This window comes from Pseudoalteromonas prydzensis (assembly GCF_001661495.1).
Taxonomy (GTDB): domain Bacteria; phylum Pseudomonadota; class Gammaproteobacteria; order Enterobacterales; family Alteromonadaceae; genus Pseudoalteromonas; species Pseudoalteromonas prydzensis.
This window is the reverse complement of record NZ_BDDT01000006.1, coordinates 102,590-121,218: the sequence shown is the minus strand read 5'-3', so window position 1 is coordinate 121,218 and position 18,629 is coordinate 102,590. Positions and strand designations below refer to the sequence as shown.

The window sequence follows — 18,629 nt, the reverse complement described above, 5'->3', positions numbered from 1 at the left end:
AATAAATAAACTAATGGTTTATATTGGTTTAGTTAACGGAGGGTTTATGACACCAGAATTTAAACAATGCGTTGAGGCCGCCGGTGGTACTCAAAAGCAACTTGCTGAAAAACTCGGGGTAACTGAGCAGGCAGTAGGTAAGTGGAAAGACAAGAAAATTCCAGTTGTAAGGGTACTGCAAATTGAGGCTGCGCTTGGCGTTAATCGTAGTTTTTTGCGGCCTGATATTTATCCGCCTGAGGAAAGCAAACAAGCTGCTTAGGTTGATGGTTTTCATGGGTTATTCCTGTGTTGTTGTGCGGTTAATTTTATTGCAATAACTCAATCAGGAACAAACCTGCACGATATATGTTTTTTTATACAGGTGATTTATGGCGTTTCAAGATTTGAAGCTTAGTTTTACTGTTGATAATTCGGCAGTAATGCCACTTTTTGATCGTTTGCGTTCTGCGCTTGAAAAGCTAGAAGTGCATGTGGCTAATTTGGTGCGCACTAATATTGAAGAGCTGATGCAAAAAGGTGATTTGGTTGTGGTGGTAACTCATTTTAATAAAGACGATATGAGTAGTGTTGTGTGTCTTTATCCAAGTGAGGGCTTATTACGTATTGCGAAAGCTGTGTTTGATAAGCGTTATGAAGATTTATTGCCAGAATTAATAATTACTAGTTCAGAGGCTGAATTTATTAAAGAGCGCTGGGAAAAAGAATTTAAACATTAAAAATAATGTTTTCTTTATTTTGGCTGTGGTAACACACTAATTTAAAAGCACTTTAATACAACACAGTAATAGGATGAAAAATATGAATGAGCACAATGAAAATTTATGTATTGGTGTTGCTACGTTTCGAATTGATGGTGAGACAAAGCAATTTGGCTTAACTCAGGAAGACTTTGATATGTTCATGCAAAGGACTGAAAAGCTTCAAGAGAATATCAATTCAATGATAGACAGCTTGAAGCGTTTCAGCGAAGAGAAGGTAAAGCTAGAAAGTCAGCTTGCTGTTATTCGCCAAACTGATACCAGTTTTCAGGTAAAAGAGTGAGAGCTGGGCCAGTACATTGTAATTTTTGCTCATCAGAGTAGCCAGTTTCTTTGAAAAATAAATACTGGCCATTCTGCTTATGGGTGAAGAATTTAAACATCAGCGGTGCAGGGGTGATTTTGTATTCTAACGAAGTTAAGCCTTTTTCAGTAATAGTATATTTGTCTTCTTTAGGAGATTTGCGTATGTATTTTTCATCATTTAACCATGTGATGGTTGGCTCAATCATATCAGCCATACTTTCAAGGTGCTCATGTAAGAAGTATTCATAAGCAACTTTATACAGTTCTTCAGAGGATAAACTTATATTACAAGGAAAATTTTTAGCTGTGTGGTTGAGGATTAGCGAGCTAATTAGAACAAATTGATTTTGATTGTCGACTTTAAGAGACATTTTTTGCTTCCTTATTTTGGTTTGTTGGTTTGGTCACTAAATATACTAATTTAAGGGGGCAACTTTTAACAGAAATTAAAGGGCTGAGCTGACCGATGTTAAGACTTTGAAGGTTTAAAAAATAATATGTAAGTATCTAAAGACAAAGTAACGACAGGTTTGAGTTAGTAGATGAAATCAATAGGAGTAGTTATGCAGCATACGACTTTGCAGGATGTACACGATGCCTTGCAGTACCTTGACCCTAATTGCTCGCGTGATGAGTGGGTTAAGGTGGGCATGGGTATTAAAAATGAGTTTGGTGAAACGGGCTTTGATGCGTTTGATAGTTGGAGCGCTGGCAGTGAGCGCTATAAACCAAGTGATGTTAAAAGTACGTGGCGTAGCATTAAGGCCGGCGGCGGTACTACGATTAAGTCGGTTTTTAAAATGGCTATTGATAATGGACTGACTTTTGAACGTGAGCCGATATCGCCAGAAGAGCAGGCCAGGCTTAAAGCTGAATTTGCACAACGTGCTAAGGAGCGCGAAGCGCAGGAGGCAGAAGATGAAGCCGCGCGCCAGCGTTGGCATGGGGTTGTTGCGGAATTTGCCAGTAGTTTACTTGACCAGTTTACGATTAAGGTTAAGTCGAATAAGTATTTGAGCGAAAAAAAGGTGATTGGTTTTGGGGTTAGGGCGTTTAAGCAGTCTGTTGTTGTGGTTATGCGGCCGAATTTTGTGGCTGAGTATGTTACTGGTGCAAAAGAGGTTAAGCAGTTTTTAAGCGATTTACCACCTAAGGATGAACGCGATTATTCTATTTTCCATATTAAGCGTGGGGACTTGGCGATTCCGTTGATTGATATTGATAAGGCACTTTGGAATGTGCAGATTATTAATGCGACAGGAGGTAAGTTCTTTTTAAAGCATGGCCGTAAGACTGGGTTGTTCCACTTTATTGGTAAAGCGAGCAGTTGTAATATTTTGGCTGTTTGTGAAGGCTATGCAACGGGCGCTAGCATTCATATGGCAACTGAATGGCCATGTGCGGTGGCGCTTGATGCAGGTAATTTAATGCCTGTTGCGCTAGCACTGAAAGAAAAACTACCTGATAAGACATTTTTGCTGTGTGCTGATGATGATGCTACTACGAAGGGGAACCCGGGTGTAACCAAGGCGAATGAAGCGGCAGCGGCGGTTAATGGCTTGGTTGCTTTGCCTGACTTTTCTGCTGTGGCGGATAAGGCGGCGTAATGGCGAGTAAGAACTTAAACGATTGGAATGATTTACATGTTAACGCTGGCCTTGATGCGGTTAAAACACAGTTATTGAGTGTGGTTGATAAGCCTAGCGCTAATGATGGTAATAAGGAAAATAACCCACCGCCGCAAAACGCTGACGCGCGACAGCGTTCTCTGGGGGATGAGCAGTGGCAGCACAATTTCCAAAGAACTAATTCGGGTAATCCTCAGGCAAGTATTAGTAATACTAAGTTGGTGCTTGAAAATGACCCTGCTTTTGATGGTGTGTTGGGGTATTGCGATTTTAGTTACCGCATTATTAAGCGTAAGAAGCCGCCTTTTTTAAAGGGCAAGGTGGGTGAGTGGACCGATACTGACACTGAGCGCTTACGTATTTACCTTTCTGATACCTATGGTTTTACGCCTAGGGCCAATGATGTGATAGGCGCTATTTTGGTTCACTCTGAAGAACATGCTTTTCATCCTGTGCAAGATTATTTAAATGCTGTTAAGTGGGATGGTAAGCCTAGAGTGGCTATGTGGTTGCATAATTATTTAGGAGCTGATGATACTGATTATGCGGCTATGGTTGGGACGTTCTTTTTGGTTTCGGCTGTGGCGAGGGTGATGCGGCCACCCGTTAAGGTGGATTCTGTTTTGATACTTGAGGGATCACAGGGGTTGGGTAAGTCGTCTATGTGTCAAAGTTTGTTTGGTGATTGGTTTACTGATACGCCTATGGCGCTGGGTGAAAAGGATACGTTTCAGCAAATGCAGGGGATGTGGGGTATTGAGCTGGCTGAGCTTGATTCATTTAATAAGGCGGAAAATACGAAGGCTAAGCAGTTTTTTGGTTCGCAAACAGATAGGTACCGACCCAGTTATGGCCGTATGGTGCAGGAGTTCCCGAGGCAATGTGTGTTTGTGGGGACGACTAACCAAGATAGGTATTTAAAGGATTCTACGGGTAACCGGCGATATTGGCCTGTGATGTGTACAAAGATATGTCAGGATGCGATTGCCCGTGATAGAGACCAGCTTTGGGCGGAGGCGTTGCATTTGTTTAATGAGGGGGTGCCTTGGTGGCCTACTGATGAGTATAAGCATTTGTTTGAGGAGCAGCAGGAGGATAGGTTTGATTCTGATGTGTGGGAGGGCATGATTTATGAGTGGCTGCTTAAGAATATGCGCGGGGATTATTCGCTGGCCGATATTATGACTGAGGTGCTTGGTATGGATCCTCATGCTATGCGACCGCCTGAACAAAAGCGTGTTGGCCAGATTATGCATAGGCTTGGATTTACTAAGAAGAAAAAACGTATTGATGGTAAACGCCCTGCGTTTTACGTGGCGCCTGAGGGGTTTTGGAATGTTAAGTAGGTTGTTTACTGTGACCATGACCAGCAGTGGTGACCGCTGTAAGGTGCGTGGTTGTTGGTGTGGTCATGGTGGTCACGGTGGTCACGGTGTTTTCGCGCACACATACGCGCGCGGGTGCGAGCGGACACGCGTATTTTGTACTTTCTATTTATATGCTTGTTCTTGTGTATGTAAAAACACTATGACCACTATGACCAGTATGACCAATAGAGTACTTGCAAGGGTTGTAGCGGTCACAGTAGGTGGTCACGGTAAAAATAAGGGTGACCAAGGCGATTTTAATTTGTTATTAGGCTTTGATGGGGAATGATGATGCAGTTAGTTACGACTATTGATGATTTGCTTAATGAATGGGGTGTGTGGTCTCAAGCTGGTTTGGGGCTTACGCTGAGTTCTGCATCGAATGATGTGATCACGTCTATTGATGATGATATGGGTTTGTTGATTGACCAAGCGGTGGCGATGCTAGGGCAGTATGCTCCAAAAACGAAGAAAGTGATTATGATGAGTTACCGTTCGCAATTAAGTACTCGGCAAATTGCTAAGAATTTAGATATTGGTGAAACTAAAGCAAGACAGTTGTTGTTGAGTGGTGGGGCTTGGCTTGAGGGCCATTTGATGGCTAAGGGAGTTTTAATTAAAACGGCGGCATAAATTTTGTATTTAATGAAGTTTTTTAAAACTTAATTGAATATTTTTGTGTTTGATTTAGGTATAGATGGTCAGGTTTAAAAAATTTGCATTAAATAGGGGGGCGTGTTAATAATTAATTGTGGTGGTAAATTTTATACAAATGTGTAAAATGCGCCGCAATTAATGGAGGAGTGTAATATGTTTTTTCCACTGCTAGGCAATCGTCAATATAAGAAAGAACAGTTAGAAACTGTAAATATTGATAGAGATGGAATTGTAAGCCTGAACTTAAATAATGAAGTCGTTCAATCGAAAATTAAAGCTCAAATTGATAAACTTAAAAAACTAGATGACAGCAAGAAAGCTGCAAAGTAATTAATAAAGGATTTTATGGGTGCCTTAGTTTTAGGGGTTGTGTTGATACTTGGGTACTTTTATCAGAGCTATCATCCTTATCGCCGGCTTCGTTTAGTTAGAAGTTCTGGATATCATATTTACTTCAAAGCTGGTTTGTCTGGCTTAGTTTTTGTCTTATTAGCAACTGTCACATGGTTGCTTATCGATTTTTTTGATCTTCCTTCTAATTTGGTTGATGGAGTTGAAGAAAAACCCAAATTAACATTCATAGAACAAAATATCTCTTACTGGAAAGAGATTAAAGCTGTTGCAATATTCCTTATAGCTTTAGTTTTTTGTTCGTTGAATATTTTTCTTTGTAAGTTGCTCTCAAATAAAAAGAAGGTTTATGAGGAGTTAGCATCAATTGCTAATGATCTCGAAATGCTAATTGTCAAATCGACGATTGAAGTTAAACCAATACGAGTGGAACTAGATTGTGGAAAGGTATATGTAGGCTTGCCTGAAACTCCAGATTTTGAGTCAGGTGAAATTAAATACATTACCCTGTTACCACTTTTAAGCGGTTATGTTGATGATAAGAAAAAAATTGTTTTCAACAATAATTACTATCTGCACTATGAAGAATACTTTAATGAAAAGAGTGACGAAGAGACTGAACATAATAGCATTAATGATTTTTCTATAGTTATACCGGTTGAAGAAGTAGTAGTTGCCAGTCGTTTTAGTATTGATGCGTTTATCGCGTTCAGGAACGCTAAAGAGTCTGTATTAATTGGTCCGCCTAACCCAAAGAGTTAATATTAAAAATAGTTTGCAATTGCGCGCGCAATAACTATACTAATTCAGGTAAGCTTAGCAAAGCTGCATCATAAAGCCCGAGGTTAACACCTTGGGCTTTTTTGTATCTGTGTTTTGACCCTTACATTCCTGTTGTTTAACCCGCTTTGGTTTTACCTTAGCGGGTTTTTTACGTTTGAGGCCTTAAATGAAAGTTAACAAACTATTAGCCGCTGGTGTTACGGGCGTTCTTGCTTTAGCTGGTGTGATGGTTGCTGAATTTGAGGGTGAGGTAAGAACGGGCTATGTGGATCCTGTTGGGGTGGTTACGGCTTGCTTTGGGCATACCCAAACGGCCGAACTTGGTAAGGCTTACACTGAGAACGAATGTTTAAATCTGTTTGCTATGGACTTAGGTGATCATAATGAGCAGTTATTGAGAGCGGTTAAGCAACCGCTTTCAACAAGTGAGCATGCTGCTTACTTGTCTTTTCACTATAACGTGGGCGCTGGGAACTTCCGTAGTAGCACATTGCTTAAATACTTAAATAACGATGAACGTGTTAAGGCGTGTAATGAATTACCACGTTGGGTTTACGCCGATGGCCGTAAGCTAGCCGGTTTAGTTAAGCGCCGAGAGCTGGAACGCCAGCTATGTTTGAGTGAGTTAAACAATGCTTAGTTTAAATAAGGTTGTTTTTGCAGGCTTAGCTACGATGTTGGGCATTGCTGTTGTTAGGTATGTGGGGCTTGAGTCTGACTTAACTAAGGCGCTTGATGATAATAAGCAGCTTAAAGCGTCAGTACAAAGCTATAAGAACCACGCTGAATATTTAACTAATAGTTTGGCGGTTGCTGATCAGCAGAATAAGCAGCTGCTTAAAGAACGTGACTTATTGGCTAAGTTAAGAGCTGATCACCAACAGCAGCTTACTTCGATTAAAACTCAACTCCAATCCTCTACTGCGCAGCTTGATGCGTTAAGGCTTTCAACTAATGAAACAACTAAGAACTGGGCTAATGATTGCGTGCCTAGCGCTGTTATCAGCGTGTTCAAGTACGCAAGAGTTGGAACCTGTAGTAAGGACGGTAGTACAAACTAAATATGAGTTTGTGCTGATGCCTAATGAGTTTATACAGCCATGCAACGTAAGCGCTCATGTTGTTGGTGATAATGCGTCACATAGTCAATATACGGTGTATTTGGAGTCTGTTATTGATATCTGTAATAAGCAGCTGAGAAAGGCAAGAGATTGGAACAATGCGAATAGAGACTAGTGATATAGCTATGCAAAAAGCGGTAAGTGCAACGACTTACAGTGCAAGCTTAGGCGCAGCAGCGGGAGGAATTTTAAGCTTGAATGAGTGGGCTATATTACTGGGCATTGTGTTTGCTGCGTTAACGTTCTTGGTTAACTGGCGGTTTCAGCATAAGCGTAACGAACGTGAAGCACGTAAGTATGAGGATGATAGAGAATTTCATCGCGCTCGTATGGAGGCGCTACAACAAAGCGACCAAGCACAACTGCTATGTCAGGATAAGTTGAATGGCAACTAAGCCAGGCTCTTGGTGTACTAAGTGCAGAGCTGTGCATCGTGATGAACCATGCCCTAAGCGTGTTCCCTTTGGCCGTAAGCGCGATGGTAATAAACAATCAGGTAGAGGTGGCCGTGTGTGGCAACGAACAAGAGAGTTTATATTTCATCGTGATAACTTCTTATGTCAGAGGTGTAAAGCGAAAGGCATCTTAACCTCTGTTGAGTTACATGGTGCTTACCATGGTATATGTGATCACATTGTTCCCATCAGCCAAGGTGGTGATGACAAGTTAGATAATCTTCAAACGATTTGCCAGTCTTGCGATAAAGAAAAAACAGCACTTGAGTCACGTCAAAGTCTTAACCCGGGGGTAGGCAAAGTTTAGCGCTACCTCACGTACACCGCCCCCTCAATTAGATTTTTATGCGGGGCAGAATTGAAATTGAAAAACCCACTTGAAGAGATTATTTGGTAATTATGGCAGGTAGATACCCAGCAGTAGCAGAGGACAGAACTAACAAGGTTGTTCAGTTCCCTAATTCTGCTGAAAACAAGGAAATTAGTGATAAGGACGCGAAAAAGATCGCGACCCAATCGCGTCCGCGTGGTATGTCAAAACCAGAACAGCAGGTATGGAATAGTGATATACCTGAGTATGTAAAGATTAACAGGTTTAAGCCTCACTATATTCGATTTTTTAAAGAGTACTGCATTGTAATTGCTCGCATGGAAGCGGCTCTTGCATATTTAGAAGAGAATGATTGGAAGTATACAACCGAAGGTCGTAACGGTATTCAGCATAAAACAAGGCCAGAGGCCAGCCAGTACAATGACGACTGGCGCAAACTCAACAGTTTGATAAATCAGATTGGTGGCAGTCCTGCGACAGACCAACGATTTAATAATCTGCAACCTGGTTTATTTGATGATCTGTACTGAGTTCATTTAAATGCAAAACCGTAGTAATTACCCAACGTTTCAACGTGATCACTTAGCTGATATTGAAAAGTATGCATCTGATGTATTAAGCGGTAAGCGTCCATCTAACAAATATGAGATGTTAGCTGTAGAACGTGAAAGTCATGACCTAGCAAGAGCAGGCAGTGAGGACTTCCCTTATTACTTTGACCCTGAAGCCGCACTTAAAGTCATTTGGTTTTTAGAAACCTTCAGCCATGTAAAAGGCAAATGGGCCAGAGCAAAAGGGCATGAAGGTTTACTTAAACTAAGCGGTTGGCAAAAGTGGATAACAGCCCAAGTATATGGCTGGAAACATATTGAAACTCATCGCCGGCGCTTTCGTACTGCGTTTACCTTAGTACCGCGCAAGAATGGTAAATCTACTTGGGTTGCTCCCATTGGTTTATACATGCTAGCGAATGATGACGAACCCGGCGCTGAAGTTTACTGCGGTGCTACTACGCAAAAACAAGCCAACGAAGTGTTTAACCCAGCTAAAAAGATGGCGTTAAAACAGCCTATATTTAGACGCCGATTTAATATTGAATTGTTTGCTCAGCAAATAGAAAAAACAACGGATGGCGGCAAGTTTGAACGCTTAATTGGTAATCCTGGCGATGGTGGTTCACCAAGTTGTTATTTATGTGATGAGTACCACGAACATGATGATGACGACCAACGCGATACGATGATCACCGGCATGGGTGCCAGAGAGCAGCCACTTGAATGGATCATATCAACAGCTGGTTCTAATTGGTTTGGGCCATGTGGCCAATTCCAAAAAGAGTGCCAAGAGGTTCTTGAAGGAACCCGCACCGACGAAACTGTTTTCGCAATGATTTACACCATAGATAAAGATGATGATTGGCAAAGCGAAGAAGCACTGCGCAAGGCTAATCCTAACTTTGGTATATCTGTAGAAGTTGAGTTTCTTTTAAACCAGCTTTCAAAAGCAAGGCAATCGGCGCGTAAGCAAAACGCATTTAAAACTAAGCATCTTAATTTATGGGTAGGTGCTCGCGAGTCTTGGCTTAACCTTGAAGATTGGTTATCAGCTGCTGATAGCACCCTTACAATGGAGCAATTTACTGGCGAAGAATGCACAAAAGGCGTCGACCTTTCAGAGTCAGACGACTTAACAGCCGATGTAACTTGTTTTACCCGCGAGATAAACGGCAAATTACATTACTACTTCTTTGCTAAAACCTACGTAACAGAGTCAAAAGCAAACGAAATAGACATATATCGTGATTGGGTAGACCAAGGCCATTTAATAGAATGTGAAGGTACCAGCATAGATTACGACGAAGTAGAGCGCGCTATCGAAACTGATAACGAGAACTACCAAGTTACAGGCTTATTTTACGACCCTGCAGGTGCCGCGCCTATCGCCCAGCGTGTACAAAACAGTACAGGCATAGAGCCAATTAAGGTGTCACAAAATTACACTAACTTTTCGCCGGCAATGCGTGAGTTTGAAAACTTACTCAGGCAAGGCCGTATACACCATAACGGTGATCCAGTTCTTACTTGGTGCCTTGGCAACGTAATAGCCAAAGAAACCATGGACGGCAAATATATCCGCCCAGTGAAAGAGCATAAAGATAACAAAATTGATACCGCAGTCGCTAAGTTACTGGCCTTCATCGGTTCATGGCAACCGGAAGAAGATGATGGTTCTAACCAAGAGTTTTTGGAATTCTAATGTTTAAAATCCCATTTTTAAGTCGCAACACTACAAAAACAGTGAGCAATACTGCTGATCAAAAAGATATTACAGTGCAGGATATAAATAGTTTATCTGATCTGTTTGGCGTTATGCCATCACTTGCAGGTCCTGCTGTAACGCCTAAAACATCAATGAAAGTATCAATAGTGTTTGCCTGTGTGCGATTAATTTCTGGCGCAATAGCACAGATGCCCGTACATATATTTGAACGTGGTGATAACGGTGATAAAACACGCCTTGCAAACCACACATTAGCTAATCTTTTTAACCTACAACCAACCGCGGTTTGGAGTGCAGCAACGTTTTGGGAGTTCATAGTAGCAAGCGTTCTATTACACGGTGATGGTTACGCGGTGTTATTACGTGATCGCAATGGCGATATTGAAGAGATTTTACCAATCAGCCCTGTAGGTATGAACGTTGTTAACAACAATGGCCGGCTAAATTACTTTTTTACACTAGATGGCACCGCCCGCGGTTTTGACCAAGACGACATATTGCACTTTCCTGGCTTCGGTTTTAACGGCCTTAAATCAATGTCGGTTATTCAGTGGGGCGCATTTAATAGTATTGGGCTTGAGCTTGCCATGGAACAACACAGTGGTGAGTTCTTTAAATCGGGCTCAACGCAACGTGTAGCTGTTGTTAAAAAGGGTAAGTGGGACGAAGAACAAAAAGAAAAGTTCCGTACCGCATGGGTTAAGGCTTATGGCGGTGTAGAAAACTCAAAATTTCCACTTGTGCTTGATGAAAGCACGGATATTAAAGCATTGAGCTTATCAGCTAAAGACTCACAGCTGCTTGAGTCACGCGAATTTCAAATTACCGACATAGCGCGTGCGTTTGGTTTACCGAGCTTTATGGTAAACCAAGAGCAAAAATCAACATCGTGGGGCTCAGGTATAGGTGAAATTGGCCTTTCGTTCTTACGTTTTACACTTGGGCCACACTTAAACCGCTTCGAACAAGAGATAAACCGCAAACTGTTTTTAAAAAAAACCATGTTTGCCGAGTTTATAGCCGCTAATTTAATGCGCTTAACGCTTAAAGACAGAAACGAAGCATACCGCCAAGCCATTGGTGGTTCACAAGGACCTGGCTGGATGAGCATAGACGAAGTTCGCAAGCTCGAAAACCTCCCCGAATTTGGCGGTAAATACGCTTTACCATACGACCCAATTGCAAATAATCAACCAATGGAAAACGAATCATGAATAACAGCCGCAAACTAATGCAGTTAGTTAAAAATAACTGCCAAAACCGTGACCAAGTTGGTTATCAAGTAAAGCAACAATCACCACTGGCCAACGCAGGCGAAAGCCGCCCAGCATTTTTAATTTACGATGTAATTGATCCATGGTGGGGTGTATCAGCCGAAATGATAAAGCGCGACCTGCTTAGTATTACTGATGCAACCGACATCGATGTTTATATTAACAGCCCAGGCGGTGACGTATTTGAAGCAACAGCCATTTACTCTAGTTTAAAAGCGCACTCTGCAAAAATTCATGTACATATAGACGGTATAGCAGCCAGTGCAGCAACACGTATTGCATTAGCAGGTGACACTATTGAAATAGCTGATTCAGGTTTTTACATGATCCACTACGCCTGGACACTTGCACTTGGTAACGCCGATGAAATACGCGACACAGCCGATATGCTTGATAAGGTCGACAACACCATAGTAAACGACTACGAAAAGCGTACTGAAGCAGGCGAAGAACAAGTACGCACCTGGATGAAAAACGAAACATGGTTTACCGCACAAGAAGCATTAGAACATGGCTTTGTAGACAGCATCATGCAAGATGGTACAAACGATAAAACCACCAATAAAGCGTGGGATTTAACACCATATCAAAATGCACCTAAACCCCAGCAACCACAAGATAAATTTGTGCAGCGTGATCGGCTAGAGCGATTTGCCAACATGCTGTTAAAAACTGGCTAGCTCCGCTGGCACCACTACTAAAGCACCTAAGGGTGCTTTTTTTGTACTTAAAATTGAGGAAATTGAATTATGTCTATCCAACAAAAGCGTGAGCAGCGAAAAGAATTAGCTGTAACCCTAAACCAATTGGTAACGGATCACCCTAAAGATGAAGCGTGGGGTGATGACAAACAAAAGAAATACGACGACCTAGTAAATAAAATTGATGCACTAGATGGTGATTTAGACCGCCAACAAAAAGTGCTCGACTTACAAGCTAAGTCAAAGCAAACCATTCAAGACCGCGCCGATAATAACGGTATTTCTACTGATGAGGCAGAGCACCAGTTACATCAAGAAAAAGCAGCGTATGCATCATGGTTGCGCGGGGGTATGTCGGCGCTTAATGAAGATCAACGAGCAGCTGTACAGGCACGCATCGACAGCCCAAAAAACACCATGAGCACAGGCACAGGCTCTGAAGGCGGCTATTTAACGGCTGACGAAATTGCCCCAGGCATTTCGCAAGCACTAAAAGCCTATGGTGGAATGCGAGAGCTTGCAACTGTGGTACCAACGGCAACCGGTTCTACAATTCCATGGCCTACCGCTAACGCAACCGCTGAGCAAGGTGAATGGTTAGCTGAAAATGACACAGCAGATGATGAAGATACTTCATTTGGAGTGCGTAACATCGAAACTCACATGATCAGCTCTAAAGTGATTGCGGTGCCGTTCCAATTATTGCAAGACACTCAGTTTGACCTTGAGGGTTACATTAATGCGCAAATTGGTATGCGCATTGGCCGCACCTCGGAAGATAGCTTTATTAATGGTGATGGCACAGGCAAACCACACGGTATTTTAGCTGATACCACGGCGGGTAAAGTAGGCGCTTCAGGCCAAATTGCTACCGTTACGTATGATGACTTGGTTGATTTACAACACAGCGTAGACCCTGCGTATCGCCGTAGTATGCAATGCGGTTACATGATGAATGACGGCACAATCAAAGTAGTCAAAAAGCTGAAAGATCTACAAGGCCGTCCACTTTGGTTACCTGGTATGGAAGCCTCAGAGCCTAATACCATTTTAGGTAAACCGTATGCAACTAACCAACACATTCCAACCATGGCGGCTAATGCCAAGTCGGTTTTATTTGGTGACTTCTCTAAATACATTGTGCGCGATGTGTCGCAAATGTTGTTCTTCCGCTTCACTGACAGCGCATATAGCCGCAAGGGCCAAGTTGGTTTCTTAGCGTTTATGCGTACAGGTGGTCGCTGCATTGATGTAGGTGGTGCTGTTAAGTACTACCAAAATGCAGCCGCTTAATTGATGCTCCTTAAGCCCCTAACTAGGGGCTTTTTTATTTAACGAAGGATTTAACCATGGCAGCTAAAAAACTAATTACAGCACGTGTACTGGTTGCATGTGTAATTGCAGATCAACCCTTTGAGCCAAACGCACTTGTAAAAGGTGATGCCGAGTTACTTGAGCCACTTATTAAAGTAGGTGAGTTATCAAGTGACAAAGCAGCGGTTGATTACTGCAGCAAAGAGCTAAAAGTTGAAGTTGTTGATCTTAATGCGACTGATGAAGACGCAGAGAGTGACACTGACGAAAATACTGACGGCAAAGAGTAAACACAATGACAATGCTCCGAAAGTTAATTCAGGCACCTAGTATAGAGCCATTCACTGTAGAAGAACTGGCAGCACATACCCATGCTGATGATGATCACTATGATTATTTGCAAAGTTTGGTACCTAGAGCGCGCAAACGTTTTGAACAACGTAGTGGCAGGTTATTAGTAGAACAAACATGGCAGTTTGCCATGCCAAAGTTTTGCAAAGAAATTCACCTGCCTTATGCGCCGCTTCGGAGCATTACTTCAATTAAATATATTAGTAATTTGGGGCAACTCGTTACCATTGACCCAAGTGAATATCGTGTAATTGAGCATGGATTAACAGCAATAATCACCCCTAAATTAGGCGGTCACTGGCCAGCAGTTGGCTTTAAAGTAGCCGACGCTGTACAAATTGAATGTGTATTTGGCCATGCTAGTGACATCGATGACGGTACCAGTATTGATGAGAGCAATATCATAGACCAGGGTAAGTACGACCTCGCAAAACAAGCCATATTAGTGCTTATTGGTGATTGGTTTCGTAACCGTGAAGACACCGCACCGGTGAAACTTTACGACATGCCCAATGCCTTTAAAGCTATTGCTGATGAACTGGCCGTGGAGCTGATATGAAATCGCTTGCTGCTGCTAAATACAATTGCAAAGCCAGCTTTGGTAAAGGTGTAAAGTCAAATGACGGCTATAACACCGATTCATTTGAACATGAATTTTACAAATGGGTAAATATTCAAACCGGTGCTGCAAAAGAGCTAGAACAAAGCGGCCAATTAATGGGCGAAATTACCCATACAGTAACGTGCCGTTACAGCAGCAAAATAACCCCAGCACATCAAATTAGTTATAAACAGCGAGTCTTTGAAATCATTGGTACGCCTGTAAATCAAGATTTTGCCAATGTCTTAACCATTATTGCCGTTAAGGAGCTAACCCATGCTTGATACGGGTATTGATATATCTGGCCTTAAAGAAATGGAAAAAGCGCTGCTTGAGCTAGGTAAAGAAATCGGCGCTAAAAAAGCCAGCGGCATGATGACCAGCGCCATAAGAGACGGTGCGATTAAATATCAGCAAGGTATGCAGCGTAATGCTCCAGAGTCAGACATAGTACGCATGGTTAAAACTAAACAAGGGCAAAAAGTAGAAATTCGACCAGGCTTTTTAAAATCCCGCATTAAAGTTAAAGCCAGCACTAACAGCCAAGGAAGAGAAACACGTCGTTTTGGTAAAGGCGTTGTATCGCTTGTACGTGTGGGTGTGTTTAAAGTGCCTTACATAGTGCAAGTAGAATATGGCACGAACAATCAAAAAGCAGACCCATTTATTCGCCAAGCATTTAAAAAGCGCACCAATCAGGTGGTTGTTGTTATTAATCGTGGTTTAGCTAAACGCATTAATTTAGCCCAGCGTCGTATTGCTAAAAAGAATAAACCAGCATGATAGAAAACAGCATACGCACAAAAGCACTCGCATCAGCAGCGCTGAGCGCCTTAATTGGTGATGCACTGCATTTAACGACTAACCATAACTCAGACGATAACTATATTTTGCTCAGTGTGATCACTGACGACACACCGATTGAAATTCACATGGAAGACAACCAAAGCGAAGCACTTATTCAGTTTGATTGTTACAGCAAAACGCCTGCAAATGCGAAAGCCATAGCCAAAGAACTACAAAATATATTCAACAAACAAGGCTTTGTTGATGATGAAGTAAACGTGCAGCTTGCACTTAAACAAGGCCGTATACCCGACTTTGAAACCGGCTCGCATTTATACCGCGAGTCTTACGAATACATTTTTAAGTACCACACCATAAATAACGAGGTTTAAAATGCCAACTACTCCAGTAACAAGCCCAGCTGCTGATACAGTCGATTCACATAAGTCTACATTGCAATTTTGCACCACTGGTGTGGGCGAAGTTGACGCTATATTGCCCGGACTCGATATCATCCCACAAATTAATTCAGGTAAAGTTTATGAAGACGATACTGATATTGCCGCGGATAGACGCTCTTACAGTGAAAAATGCTTACCTGAAGATCAAGATTGGGAACTTACGTTTCGTCATAAACCAGCCAATGTAGACCAAAAAGCCTTTTGCGACATGGTAAAGGCCGGCACACCAATCAGCATTAAAGTAACCCGCGCCAGTGGCGAAGTGCAAAATGTTGAGTTTTTACCACACGACTACTTTAGTGGTGAGTCAGGTAAAGATTCTGGCAAACAAATGTTTGCCTGCATTGGCAAACTTCAAGAAGTTAACTTTTCAACGCTACCAGCAGCTTAGGGGGTTAAATGATTACAGCAGCGCAAATAATGGCGGGGAAGTTACCCACTTCCTCCCGCGAATTTGATATTGATGGTGTAGGCAAAATAGTATTGCACCGATTGCCGGCGATTGATGAAGTAAAGGCCCGGGAACTATTCAGCGATAAAGAAGCGGATCCTAAAAAACTTGAGAAAATGGCCATTCGTAATACCTATTACATGCTCCACGGCAAGTTTGACGACAAAGAAGCAGCAAAATTAACAAATCTTCTAGACACCCAACAGTTAGGCATGATCCACACCACGGGGTTGTTTTTCACTAACCTTGCTCAAGAGAACCTTGAGGAGATTGAAAAAAACTAAAAAAGCAGCCTGAGTTACAAGCGCTCTGTAACCTTGCAGATAACTTGGGTTGCTCACTCTATGACCTTCATAAACGCTTATCAGCTGACGAACTGGAACTGCGCTTAGTCCACCAAGGGCTAAAAATGGGCCTGACATTCGACAGAAGCGAACAACGAAAAATTGAATACGAGCAAAAACGCCGCGAAGCCGAAGCGTTTTTAAATACTTGTCCTTGGCGTAAACAAAAGAGAAATTAACATGGCATCAATTGCAACGCTCACTATCGATTTAATCGGTAAAAGTGGCAAGTTAACTGCTGAGCTCAATAAAGCCAATAAAAAAACCTCATCGTGGGCAGATAAAACCCGCAAAATGGTAGGCAGTAGCGCTAAAGTTATGGCAGGGTTCGGCGCGACAGGAGTCGCAGCCTACGCCTCTATTTATGCAAAAAACGCCGAGTTTATTGATCAACAAGCAAAAACAGCAGACAGGTTAGGTATAACCACCCAAGCGCTGGGTGGTTTGCAGCATGCTGCTAATTTATATGGTGCTTCCAACGAAGAGTTAAATAAGTCACTGCAAACAATGCAGAAGAACTTAGGACAAGTAGGGCAAACAGGCACCGGTGAAGCCAAGTATGCGCTTGATGGCCTAGGTTTATCAGTTCAAGAGTTACAAGGCTTAGCCCCAGAAGAGCAATTTAAAGTTATTGCCGACAAGCTAAAAGACGTTGAAGACCAAAGCCAAAAGGTTTACTTAGCACAAAGCTTAATGGGTAAATCAGGCGCTAAGATGATCAACGTGATGGACGCCGGCGCTGATGGCATAACCGCTATGATGGAAGAAGCCGACGCCCTAGGGATGACGTTCGATCGTATTGATGCCGCCAAAGTCGAAATGGCAAACGATGCATTTGATAAGGCACAAAAAACCACACACAGTTTTGGCCAAACCTTAGCAATTGAAACAGCACCTATCATTGGTGCTATTTCAGATATGTGGACAGAATCAGCAAAAGAAGCCGGTGGTTTTGGTTCAATCGCTCAGCAGGTGGTTACTAAAGTAGCCACTGGCATTGGCTTTTTAGCGGACATGGGGCGAGGCTTGCAAGTTACCTTTTTACTTGTTCGTCAAGCGATGGCTGAACTAGTCAATGGTATAGTTCAAATAGGCACTGTTGGTTCAAAGATTGGTGGCAAAATAGGGGACGCTTTAGGGTTTGATACCGACACGTTAGACGAAATTAACTTTTTTGCAGAATCAGTATCACAAACCACTGACAGATTAGCCAAAGAAGTCAGTGATTTATCAATGGCACCGATGCCATCTGAAAAAGTAAAAACATGGATTGCTGATGTTCAAGACAAGTTTGAAGCTGCTGCACAAGAGCAAGTAAACAACCCTAAAAAGAAAGACCTTAGCGATTTATTGCTAAATACAGATCCTAAAGTTGCTGATGAAAAAGCGCAAAAGTTAATTGAATCTGCACGCAATCAATACCAACAAATATTTGATGCGCAATTAGAGCAAGATGGCAAAGAAGTTGAGTTAGAGAACCGCCGTTTTGAACGTAAGCAGCAAGAAATGGAACGTGAATTTCAGTTATTGCGCGATAAAAATCTTATTACTGCTGAAATAGAAGCAGAATACAACGCTGCTAAAGAGCAAGCCTTAGCTCAGCATGAGCAAAATATTAGTGAGATAAAAAAAGAACAGCTTGCCGTTCGTGAGGAAAAAGAACGTGACCACCAAGAAAAGCTAGCCGAAGGTGAAGCGCAGCGTAATCAAATGATGCAAGAAGGTTATAACGGCTTACTCAATGTAATGGGTGGCTACTTTGATGGTATGGAAGGCAAGAATGCCAGCTATGCCAAATCAGCCATGGCCATTGGCGAAACCATGCTTGATGAAGAAAAACGAAATTCAATTCAAAGTATTTGGACCAATACTTACGATACCGCGATGAAAGCATATAACGCCCTTGCTGGCATTCCATATGTGGGGCCTGTGTTAGGTGCCGCAGCAGCTGGTGTTGTTATTGCCGCTGGCGGAATATATGCAGCAAAGGCAAGCGGTATTGGCTCTTTCGATGGCGGCGGCTATACATGGGATGGTCCACGCTCAGGTGGACTTGATGGTAAAGGCGGTCAATTGGCCATGCTGCACCCACAAGAAACCGTTGTTGATCACACTAAAGGGCAAAGCCTGGGCTCGAATGTCACTGTTAATGTAATTGAAGATGCCAGCCGTGCTGGTAGCACAAGCCGAAACAGTGGTTCTAGTGAAGAGGTTATAAATATATTTGTAAGCAATATCAGACAAGGCGGCGAGGTATCTTCTGTACTTGAAAATACCTATGGCTTACAAAGGCAGGGGTTTTAAGT

At 42.4% G+C, this 18,629-nt stretch carries 29 protein-coding genes; 28 read left to right on the top strand and 1 reads right to left on the bottom strand.

Going from position 1 to position 18,629, the window contains the following annotated elements; all coding sequences use genetic code 11:
• The first annotated feature begins 46 nt into the window (after nucleotides 1-46).
• The 3 genes from A7968_RS12900 to A7968_RS12890 all read left to right on the top strand — a co-directional run bounded on the left by A7968_RS12900 (nucleotide 47) and on the right by A7968_RS12890 (nucleotide 1,044).
• Nucleotides 47-262: a transcriptional regulator gene (locus A7968_RS12900; protein WP_064667140.1), complete on the top strand. Its 216-nt coding sequence runs from the start codon at nucleotides 47-49 to the stop codon at nucleotides 260-262.
• 109 nt (nucleotides 263-371) lie between these two features.
• Nucleotides 372-719, top strand: coding sequence for a hypothetical protein (locus A7968_RS12895; RefSeq protein WP_064666980.1), 348 nt, complete (start codon nucleotides 372-374; stop codon nucleotides 717-719).
• A gap of 82 nt (nucleotides 720-801) precedes the next feature.
• On the top strand, nucleotides 802-1,044 hold the full coding sequence (locus A7968_RS12890; protein WP_064666979.1) for a hypothetical protein: 243 nt from the start codon (nucleotides 802-804) through the stop codon (nucleotides 1,042-1,044).
• On the opposite strand, the gene A7968_RS12885 is transcribed toward A7968_RS12890, so the two are convergent.
• On the bottom strand, nucleotides 1,004-1,438 hold the full coding sequence (locus A7968_RS12885) for a hypothetical protein (protein ID WP_064666978.1): 435 nt from the start codon (nucleotides 1,436-1,438) through the stop codon (nucleotides 1,004-1,006). The genes A7968_RS12890 and A7968_RS12885 overlap by 41 nt on opposite strands.
• Nucleotides 1,439-1,630: 192 nt before the next feature.
• Here A7968_RS12885 and A7968_RS12880 point away from each other — a divergent pair, with 192 nt between their 5' ends.
• The 25 genes from A7968_RS12880 (at nucleotide 1,631) to A7968_RS12770 (ending at nucleotide 18,627) form a co-directional block, all read left to right on the top strand.
• Nucleotides 1,631-2,674: a PriCT-2 domain-containing protein gene (locus A7968_RS12880; protein WP_064666977.1), complete on the top strand. Its 1,044-nt coding sequence runs from the start codon at nucleotides 1,631-1,633 to the stop codon at nucleotides 2,672-2,674.
• Nucleotides 2,674-4,041, top strand: a complete 1,368-nt coding sequence (locus tag A7968_RS12875; protein ID WP_064666976.1) for a virulence-associated E family protein — start codon at nucleotides 2,674-2,676, stop codon at nucleotides 4,039-4,041. The genes A7968_RS12880 and A7968_RS12875 overlap by 1 nt, the downstream gene beginning before the upstream one ends.
• On the top strand, nucleotides 4,031-4,351 hold the full coding sequence (locus tag A7968_RS12870) for a hypothetical protein (RefSeq protein ID WP_064666975.1): 321 nt from the start codon (nucleotides 4,031-4,033) through the stop codon (nucleotides 4,349-4,351). The genes A7968_RS12875 and A7968_RS12870 overlap by 11 nt, the downstream gene beginning before the upstream one ends.
• Nucleotides 4,351-4,695: an antiterminator Q family protein gene (locus tag A7968_RS12865; RefSeq protein WP_157586739.1), complete on the top strand. Its 345-nt coding sequence runs from the start codon at nucleotides 4,351-4,353 to the stop codon at nucleotides 4,693-4,695. The genes A7968_RS12870 and A7968_RS12865 overlap by 1 nt, the downstream gene beginning before the upstream one ends.
• Before the next feature lie 177 nt (nucleotides 4,696-4,872).
• Nucleotides 4,873-5,049: a hypothetical protein gene (locus tag A7968_RS23180; RefSeq protein WP_157586737.1), complete on the top strand. Its 177-nt coding sequence runs from the start codon at nucleotides 4,873-4,875 to the stop codon at nucleotides 5,047-5,049.
• 15 nt (nucleotides 5,050-5,064) lie between these two features.
• The gene (locus tag A7968_RS12860; protein ID WP_064666973.1) at nucleotides 5,065-5,832 is read left to right on the top strand and encodes a hypothetical protein; all 768 of its coding nucleotides are present in this window, start codon (nucleotides 5,065-5,067) and stop codon (nucleotides 5,830-5,832) included.
• A gap of 187 nt (nucleotides 5,833-6,019) precedes the next feature.
• Nucleotides 6,020-6,493 (top strand): lysozyme, encoded by a 474-nt coding sequence (locus A7968_RS12855; RefSeq protein ID WP_064666972.1) that lies wholly within the window; start codon nucleotides 6,020-6,022, stop codon nucleotides 6,491-6,493.
• Complete coding sequence (locus A7968_RS12850; RefSeq protein ID WP_064666971.1) at nucleotides 6,486-6,914, top strand: hypothetical protein; 429 nt, start codon at nucleotides 6,486-6,488, stop codon at nucleotides 6,912-6,914. The genes A7968_RS12855 and A7968_RS12850 overlap by 8 nt, the downstream gene beginning before the upstream one ends.
• Entirely contained in the window at nucleotides 6,808-7,089 is a 282-nt protein-coding gene (lysC, locus tag A7968_RS23900) for an Rz1-like lysis system protein LysC (RefSeq protein ID WP_443094088.1), read from the top strand. Before A7968_RS12850 ends, lysC begins: the two co-directional genes overlap by 107 nt.
• Nucleotides 7,073-7,369 (top strand): phage holin family protein, encoded by a 297-nt coding sequence (locus tag A7968_RS12845; protein ID WP_064666970.1) that lies wholly within the window; start codon nucleotides 7,073-7,075, stop codon nucleotides 7,367-7,369. The genes lysC and A7968_RS12845 overlap by 17 nt, the downstream gene beginning before the upstream one ends.
• Nucleotides 7,359-7,736: an HNH endonuclease gene (locus A7968_RS12840; RefSeq protein ID WP_084448186.1), complete on the top strand. Its 378-nt coding sequence runs from the start codon at nucleotides 7,359-7,361 to the stop codon at nucleotides 7,734-7,736. The genes A7968_RS12845 and A7968_RS12840 overlap by 11 nt, the downstream gene beginning before the upstream one ends.
• A gap of 92 nt (nucleotides 7,737-7,828) precedes the next feature.
• On the top strand, nucleotides 7,829-8,290 hold the full coding sequence (locus tag A7968_RS12835; RefSeq protein ID WP_064666969.1) for a P27 family phage terminase small subunit: 462 nt from the start codon (nucleotides 7,829-7,831) through the stop codon (nucleotides 8,288-8,290).
• A 10-nt stretch (nucleotides 8,291-8,300) separates the two neighbouring features.
• On the top strand, nucleotides 8,301-10,016 hold the full coding sequence (locus tag A7968_RS12830) for a terminase large subunit (RefSeq protein ID WP_064666968.1): 1,716 nt from the start codon (nucleotides 8,301-8,303) through the stop codon (nucleotides 10,014-10,016).
• Nucleotides 10,016-11,254, top strand: a complete 1,239-nt coding sequence (locus A7968_RS12825; RefSeq protein WP_064666967.1) for a phage portal protein — start codon at nucleotides 10,016-10,018, stop codon at nucleotides 11,252-11,254. Before A7968_RS12830 ends, A7968_RS12825 begins: the two co-directional genes overlap by 1 nt.
• Nucleotides 11,251-11,994, top strand: a complete 744-nt coding sequence (locus tag A7968_RS12820; RefSeq protein WP_064666966.1) for a head maturation protease, ClpP-related — start codon at nucleotides 11,251-11,253, stop codon at nucleotides 11,992-11,994. The genes A7968_RS12825 and A7968_RS12820 overlap by 4 nt, the downstream gene beginning before the upstream one ends.
• Before the next feature lie 69 nt (nucleotides 11,995-12,063).
• Complete coding sequence (locus A7968_RS12815) at nucleotides 12,064-13,308, top strand: phage major capsid protein (protein ID WP_064666965.1); 1,245 nt, start codon at nucleotides 12,064-12,066, stop codon at nucleotides 13,306-13,308.
• 56 nt (nucleotides 13,309-13,364) lie between these two features.
• Nucleotides 13,365-13,619, top strand: coding sequence for a hypothetical protein (locus tag A7968_RS12810; RefSeq protein WP_064666964.1), 255 nt, complete (start codon nucleotides 13,365-13,367; stop codon nucleotides 13,617-13,619).
• Between the two features lie 5 nt (nucleotides 13,620-13,624).
• A complete protein-coding gene (locus tag A7968_RS12805; protein ID WP_064666963.1) occupies nucleotides 13,625-14,239 on the top strand; it encodes a head-tail connector protein in 615 nt (204 codons plus the stop codon).
• Entirely contained in the window at nucleotides 14,236-14,565 is a 330-nt protein-coding gene (locus A7968_RS12800) for a phage head closure protein (protein WP_064666962.1), read from the top strand. Before A7968_RS12805 ends, A7968_RS12800 begins: the two co-directional genes overlap by 4 nt.
• Nucleotides 14,558-15,064 carry an HK97-gp10 family putative phage morphogenesis protein gene (locus tag A7968_RS12795; protein WP_064666961.1) on the top strand — a complete coding sequence of 169 codons (507 nt, stop codon included), beginning with the start codon at nucleotides 14,558-14,560 and terminating at the stop codon, nucleotides 15,062-15,064. The genes A7968_RS12800 and A7968_RS12795 overlap by 8 nt, the downstream gene beginning before the upstream one ends.
• Complete coding sequence (locus A7968_RS12790; protein ID WP_064666960.1) at nucleotides 15,061-15,459, top strand: hypothetical protein; 399 nt, start codon at nucleotides 15,061-15,063, stop codon at nucleotides 15,457-15,459. The genes A7968_RS12795 and A7968_RS12790 overlap by 4 nt, the downstream gene beginning before the upstream one ends.
• Before the next feature lies 1 nt (nucleotide 15,460).
• Nucleotides 15,461-15,919, top strand: a complete 459-nt coding sequence (locus tag A7968_RS12785; RefSeq protein WP_064666959.1) for a hypothetical protein — start codon at nucleotides 15,461-15,463, stop codon at nucleotides 15,917-15,919.
• 8 nt (nucleotides 15,920-15,927) lie between these two features.
• Nucleotides 15,928-16,263: a hypothetical protein gene (locus tag A7968_RS12780; protein ID WP_064666958.1), complete on the top strand. Its 336-nt coding sequence runs from the start codon at nucleotides 15,928-15,930 to the stop codon at nucleotides 16,261-16,263.
• A 44-nt stretch (nucleotides 16,264-16,307) separates the two neighbouring features.
• Nucleotides 16,308-16,502: a hypothetical protein gene (locus A7968_RS12775; protein WP_016899812.1), complete on the top strand. Its 195-nt coding sequence runs from the start codon at nucleotides 16,308-16,310 to the stop codon at nucleotides 16,500-16,502.
• A 1-nt stretch (nucleotide 16,503) separates the two neighbouring features.
• Entirely contained in the window at nucleotides 16,504-18,627 is a 2,124-nt protein-coding gene (locus tag A7968_RS12770; protein WP_064666957.1) for a phage tail tape measure protein, read from the top strand.
• The last annotated feature ends 2 nt before the right edge of the window (nucleotides 18,628-18,629 follow it).

What these genes read in the sequence shown, in the direction of transcription:
- A7968_RS12900 (WP_064667140.1), top strand. Translation starts at nt 47, where the DNA reads ATGACACCAGAATTTAAACAATGCGTTGAGGCCGCCGGTGGTACTCAA.
- A7968_RS12895 (WP_064666980.1), top strand. Translation starts at nt 372, where the DNA reads ATGGCGTTTCAAGATTTGAAGCTTAGTTTTACTGTTGATAATTCGGCA.
- A7968_RS12890 (WP_064666979.1), top strand. Translation starts at nt 802, where the DNA reads ATGAATGAGCACAATGAAAATTTATGTATTGGTGTTGCTACGTTTCGA.
- A7968_RS12885 (WP_064666978.1), bottom strand. Translation starts at nt 1,438, where the DNA reads ATGTCTCTTAAAGTCGACAATCAAAATCAATTTGTTCTAATTAGCTCG.
- A7968_RS12880 (WP_064666977.1), top strand. Translation starts at nt 1,631, where the DNA reads ATGCAGCATACGACTTTGCAGGATGTACACGATGCCTTGCAGTACCTT.
- A7968_RS12875 (WP_064666976.1), top strand. Translation starts at nt 2,674, where the DNA reads ATGGCGAGTAAGAACTTAAACGATTGGAATGATTTACATGTTAACGCT.
- A7968_RS12870 (WP_064666975.1), top strand. Translation starts at nt 4,031, where the DNA reads ATGTTAAGTAGGTTGTTTACTGTGACCATGACCAGCAGTGGTGACCGC.
- A7968_RS12865 (WP_157586739.1), top strand. Translation starts at nt 4,351, where the DNA reads ATGATGCAGTTAGTTACGACTATTGATGATTTGCTTAATGAATGGGGT.
- A7968_RS23180 (WP_157586737.1), top strand. Translation starts at nt 4,873, where the DNA reads ATGTTTTTTCCACTGCTAGGCAATCGTCAATATAAGAAAGAACAGTTA.
- A7968_RS12860 (WP_064666973.1), top strand. Translation starts at nt 5,065, where the DNA reads ATGGGTGCCTTAGTTTTAGGGGTTGTGTTGATACTTGGGTACTTTTAT.
- A7968_RS12855 (WP_064666972.1), top strand. Translation starts at nt 6,020, where the DNA reads ATGAAAGTTAACAAACTATTAGCCGCTGGTGTTACGGGCGTTCTTGCT.
- A7968_RS12850 (WP_064666971.1), top strand. Translation starts at nt 6,486, where the DNA reads ATGCTTAGTTTAAATAAGGTTGTTTTTGCAGGCTTAGCTACGATGTTG.
- lysC (WP_443094088.1), top strand. Translation starts at nt 6,808, where the DNA reads ATGAAACAACTAAGAACTGGGCTAATGATTGCGTGCCTAGCGCTGTTA.
- A7968_RS12845 (WP_064666970.1), top strand. Translation starts at nt 7,073, where the DNA reads ATGCGAATAGAGACTAGTGATATAGCTATGCAAAAAGCGGTAAGTGCA.
- A7968_RS12840 (WP_084448186.1), top strand. Translation starts at nt 7,359, where the DNA reads ATGGCAACTAAGCCAGGCTCTTGGTGTACTAAGTGCAGAGCTGTGCAT.
- A7968_RS12835 (WP_064666969.1), top strand. Translation starts at nt 7,829, where the DNA reads ATGGCAGGTAGATACCCAGCAGTAGCAGAGGACAGAACTAACAAGGTT.
- A7968_RS12830 (WP_064666968.1), top strand. Translation starts at nt 8,301, where the DNA reads ATGCAAAACCGTAGTAATTACCCAACGTTTCAACGTGATCACTTAGCT.
- A7968_RS12825 (WP_064666967.1), top strand. Translation starts at nt 10,016, where the DNA reads ATGTTTAAAATCCCATTTTTAAGTCGCAACACTACAAAAACAGTGAGC.
- A7968_RS12820 (WP_064666966.1), top strand. Translation starts at nt 11,251, where the DNA reads ATGAATAACAGCCGCAAACTAATGCAGTTAGTTAAAAATAACTGCCAA.
- A7968_RS12815 (WP_064666965.1), top strand. Translation starts at nt 12,064, where the DNA reads ATGTCTATCCAACAAAAGCGTGAGCAGCGAAAAGAATTAGCTGTAACC.
- A7968_RS12810 (WP_064666964.1), top strand. Translation starts at nt 13,365, where the DNA reads ATGGCAGCTAAAAAACTAATTACAGCACGTGTACTGGTTGCATGTGTA.
- A7968_RS12805 (WP_064666963.1), top strand. Translation starts at nt 13,625, where the DNA reads ATGACAATGCTCCGAAAGTTAATTCAGGCACCTAGTATAGAGCCATTC.
- A7968_RS12800 (WP_064666962.1), top strand. Translation starts at nt 14,236, where the DNA reads ATGAAATCGCTTGCTGCTGCTAAATACAATTGCAAAGCCAGCTTTGGT.
- A7968_RS12795 (WP_064666961.1), top strand. Translation starts at nt 14,558, where the DNA reads ATGCTTGATACGGGTATTGATATATCTGGCCTTAAAGAAATGGAAAAA.
- A7968_RS12790 (WP_064666960.1), top strand. Translation starts at nt 15,061, where the DNA reads ATGATAGAAAACAGCATACGCACAAAAGCACTCGCATCAGCAGCGCTG.
- A7968_RS12785 (WP_064666959.1), top strand. Translation starts at nt 15,461, where the DNA reads ATGCCAACTACTCCAGTAACAAGCCCAGCTGCTGATACAGTCGATTCA.
- A7968_RS12780 (WP_064666958.1), top strand. Translation starts at nt 15,928, where the DNA reads ATGATTACAGCAGCGCAAATAATGGCGGGGAAGTTACCCACTTCCTCC.
- A7968_RS12770 (WP_064666957.1), top strand. Translation starts at nt 16,504, where the DNA reads ATGGCATCAATTGCAACGCTCACTATCGATTTAATCGGTAAAAGTGGC.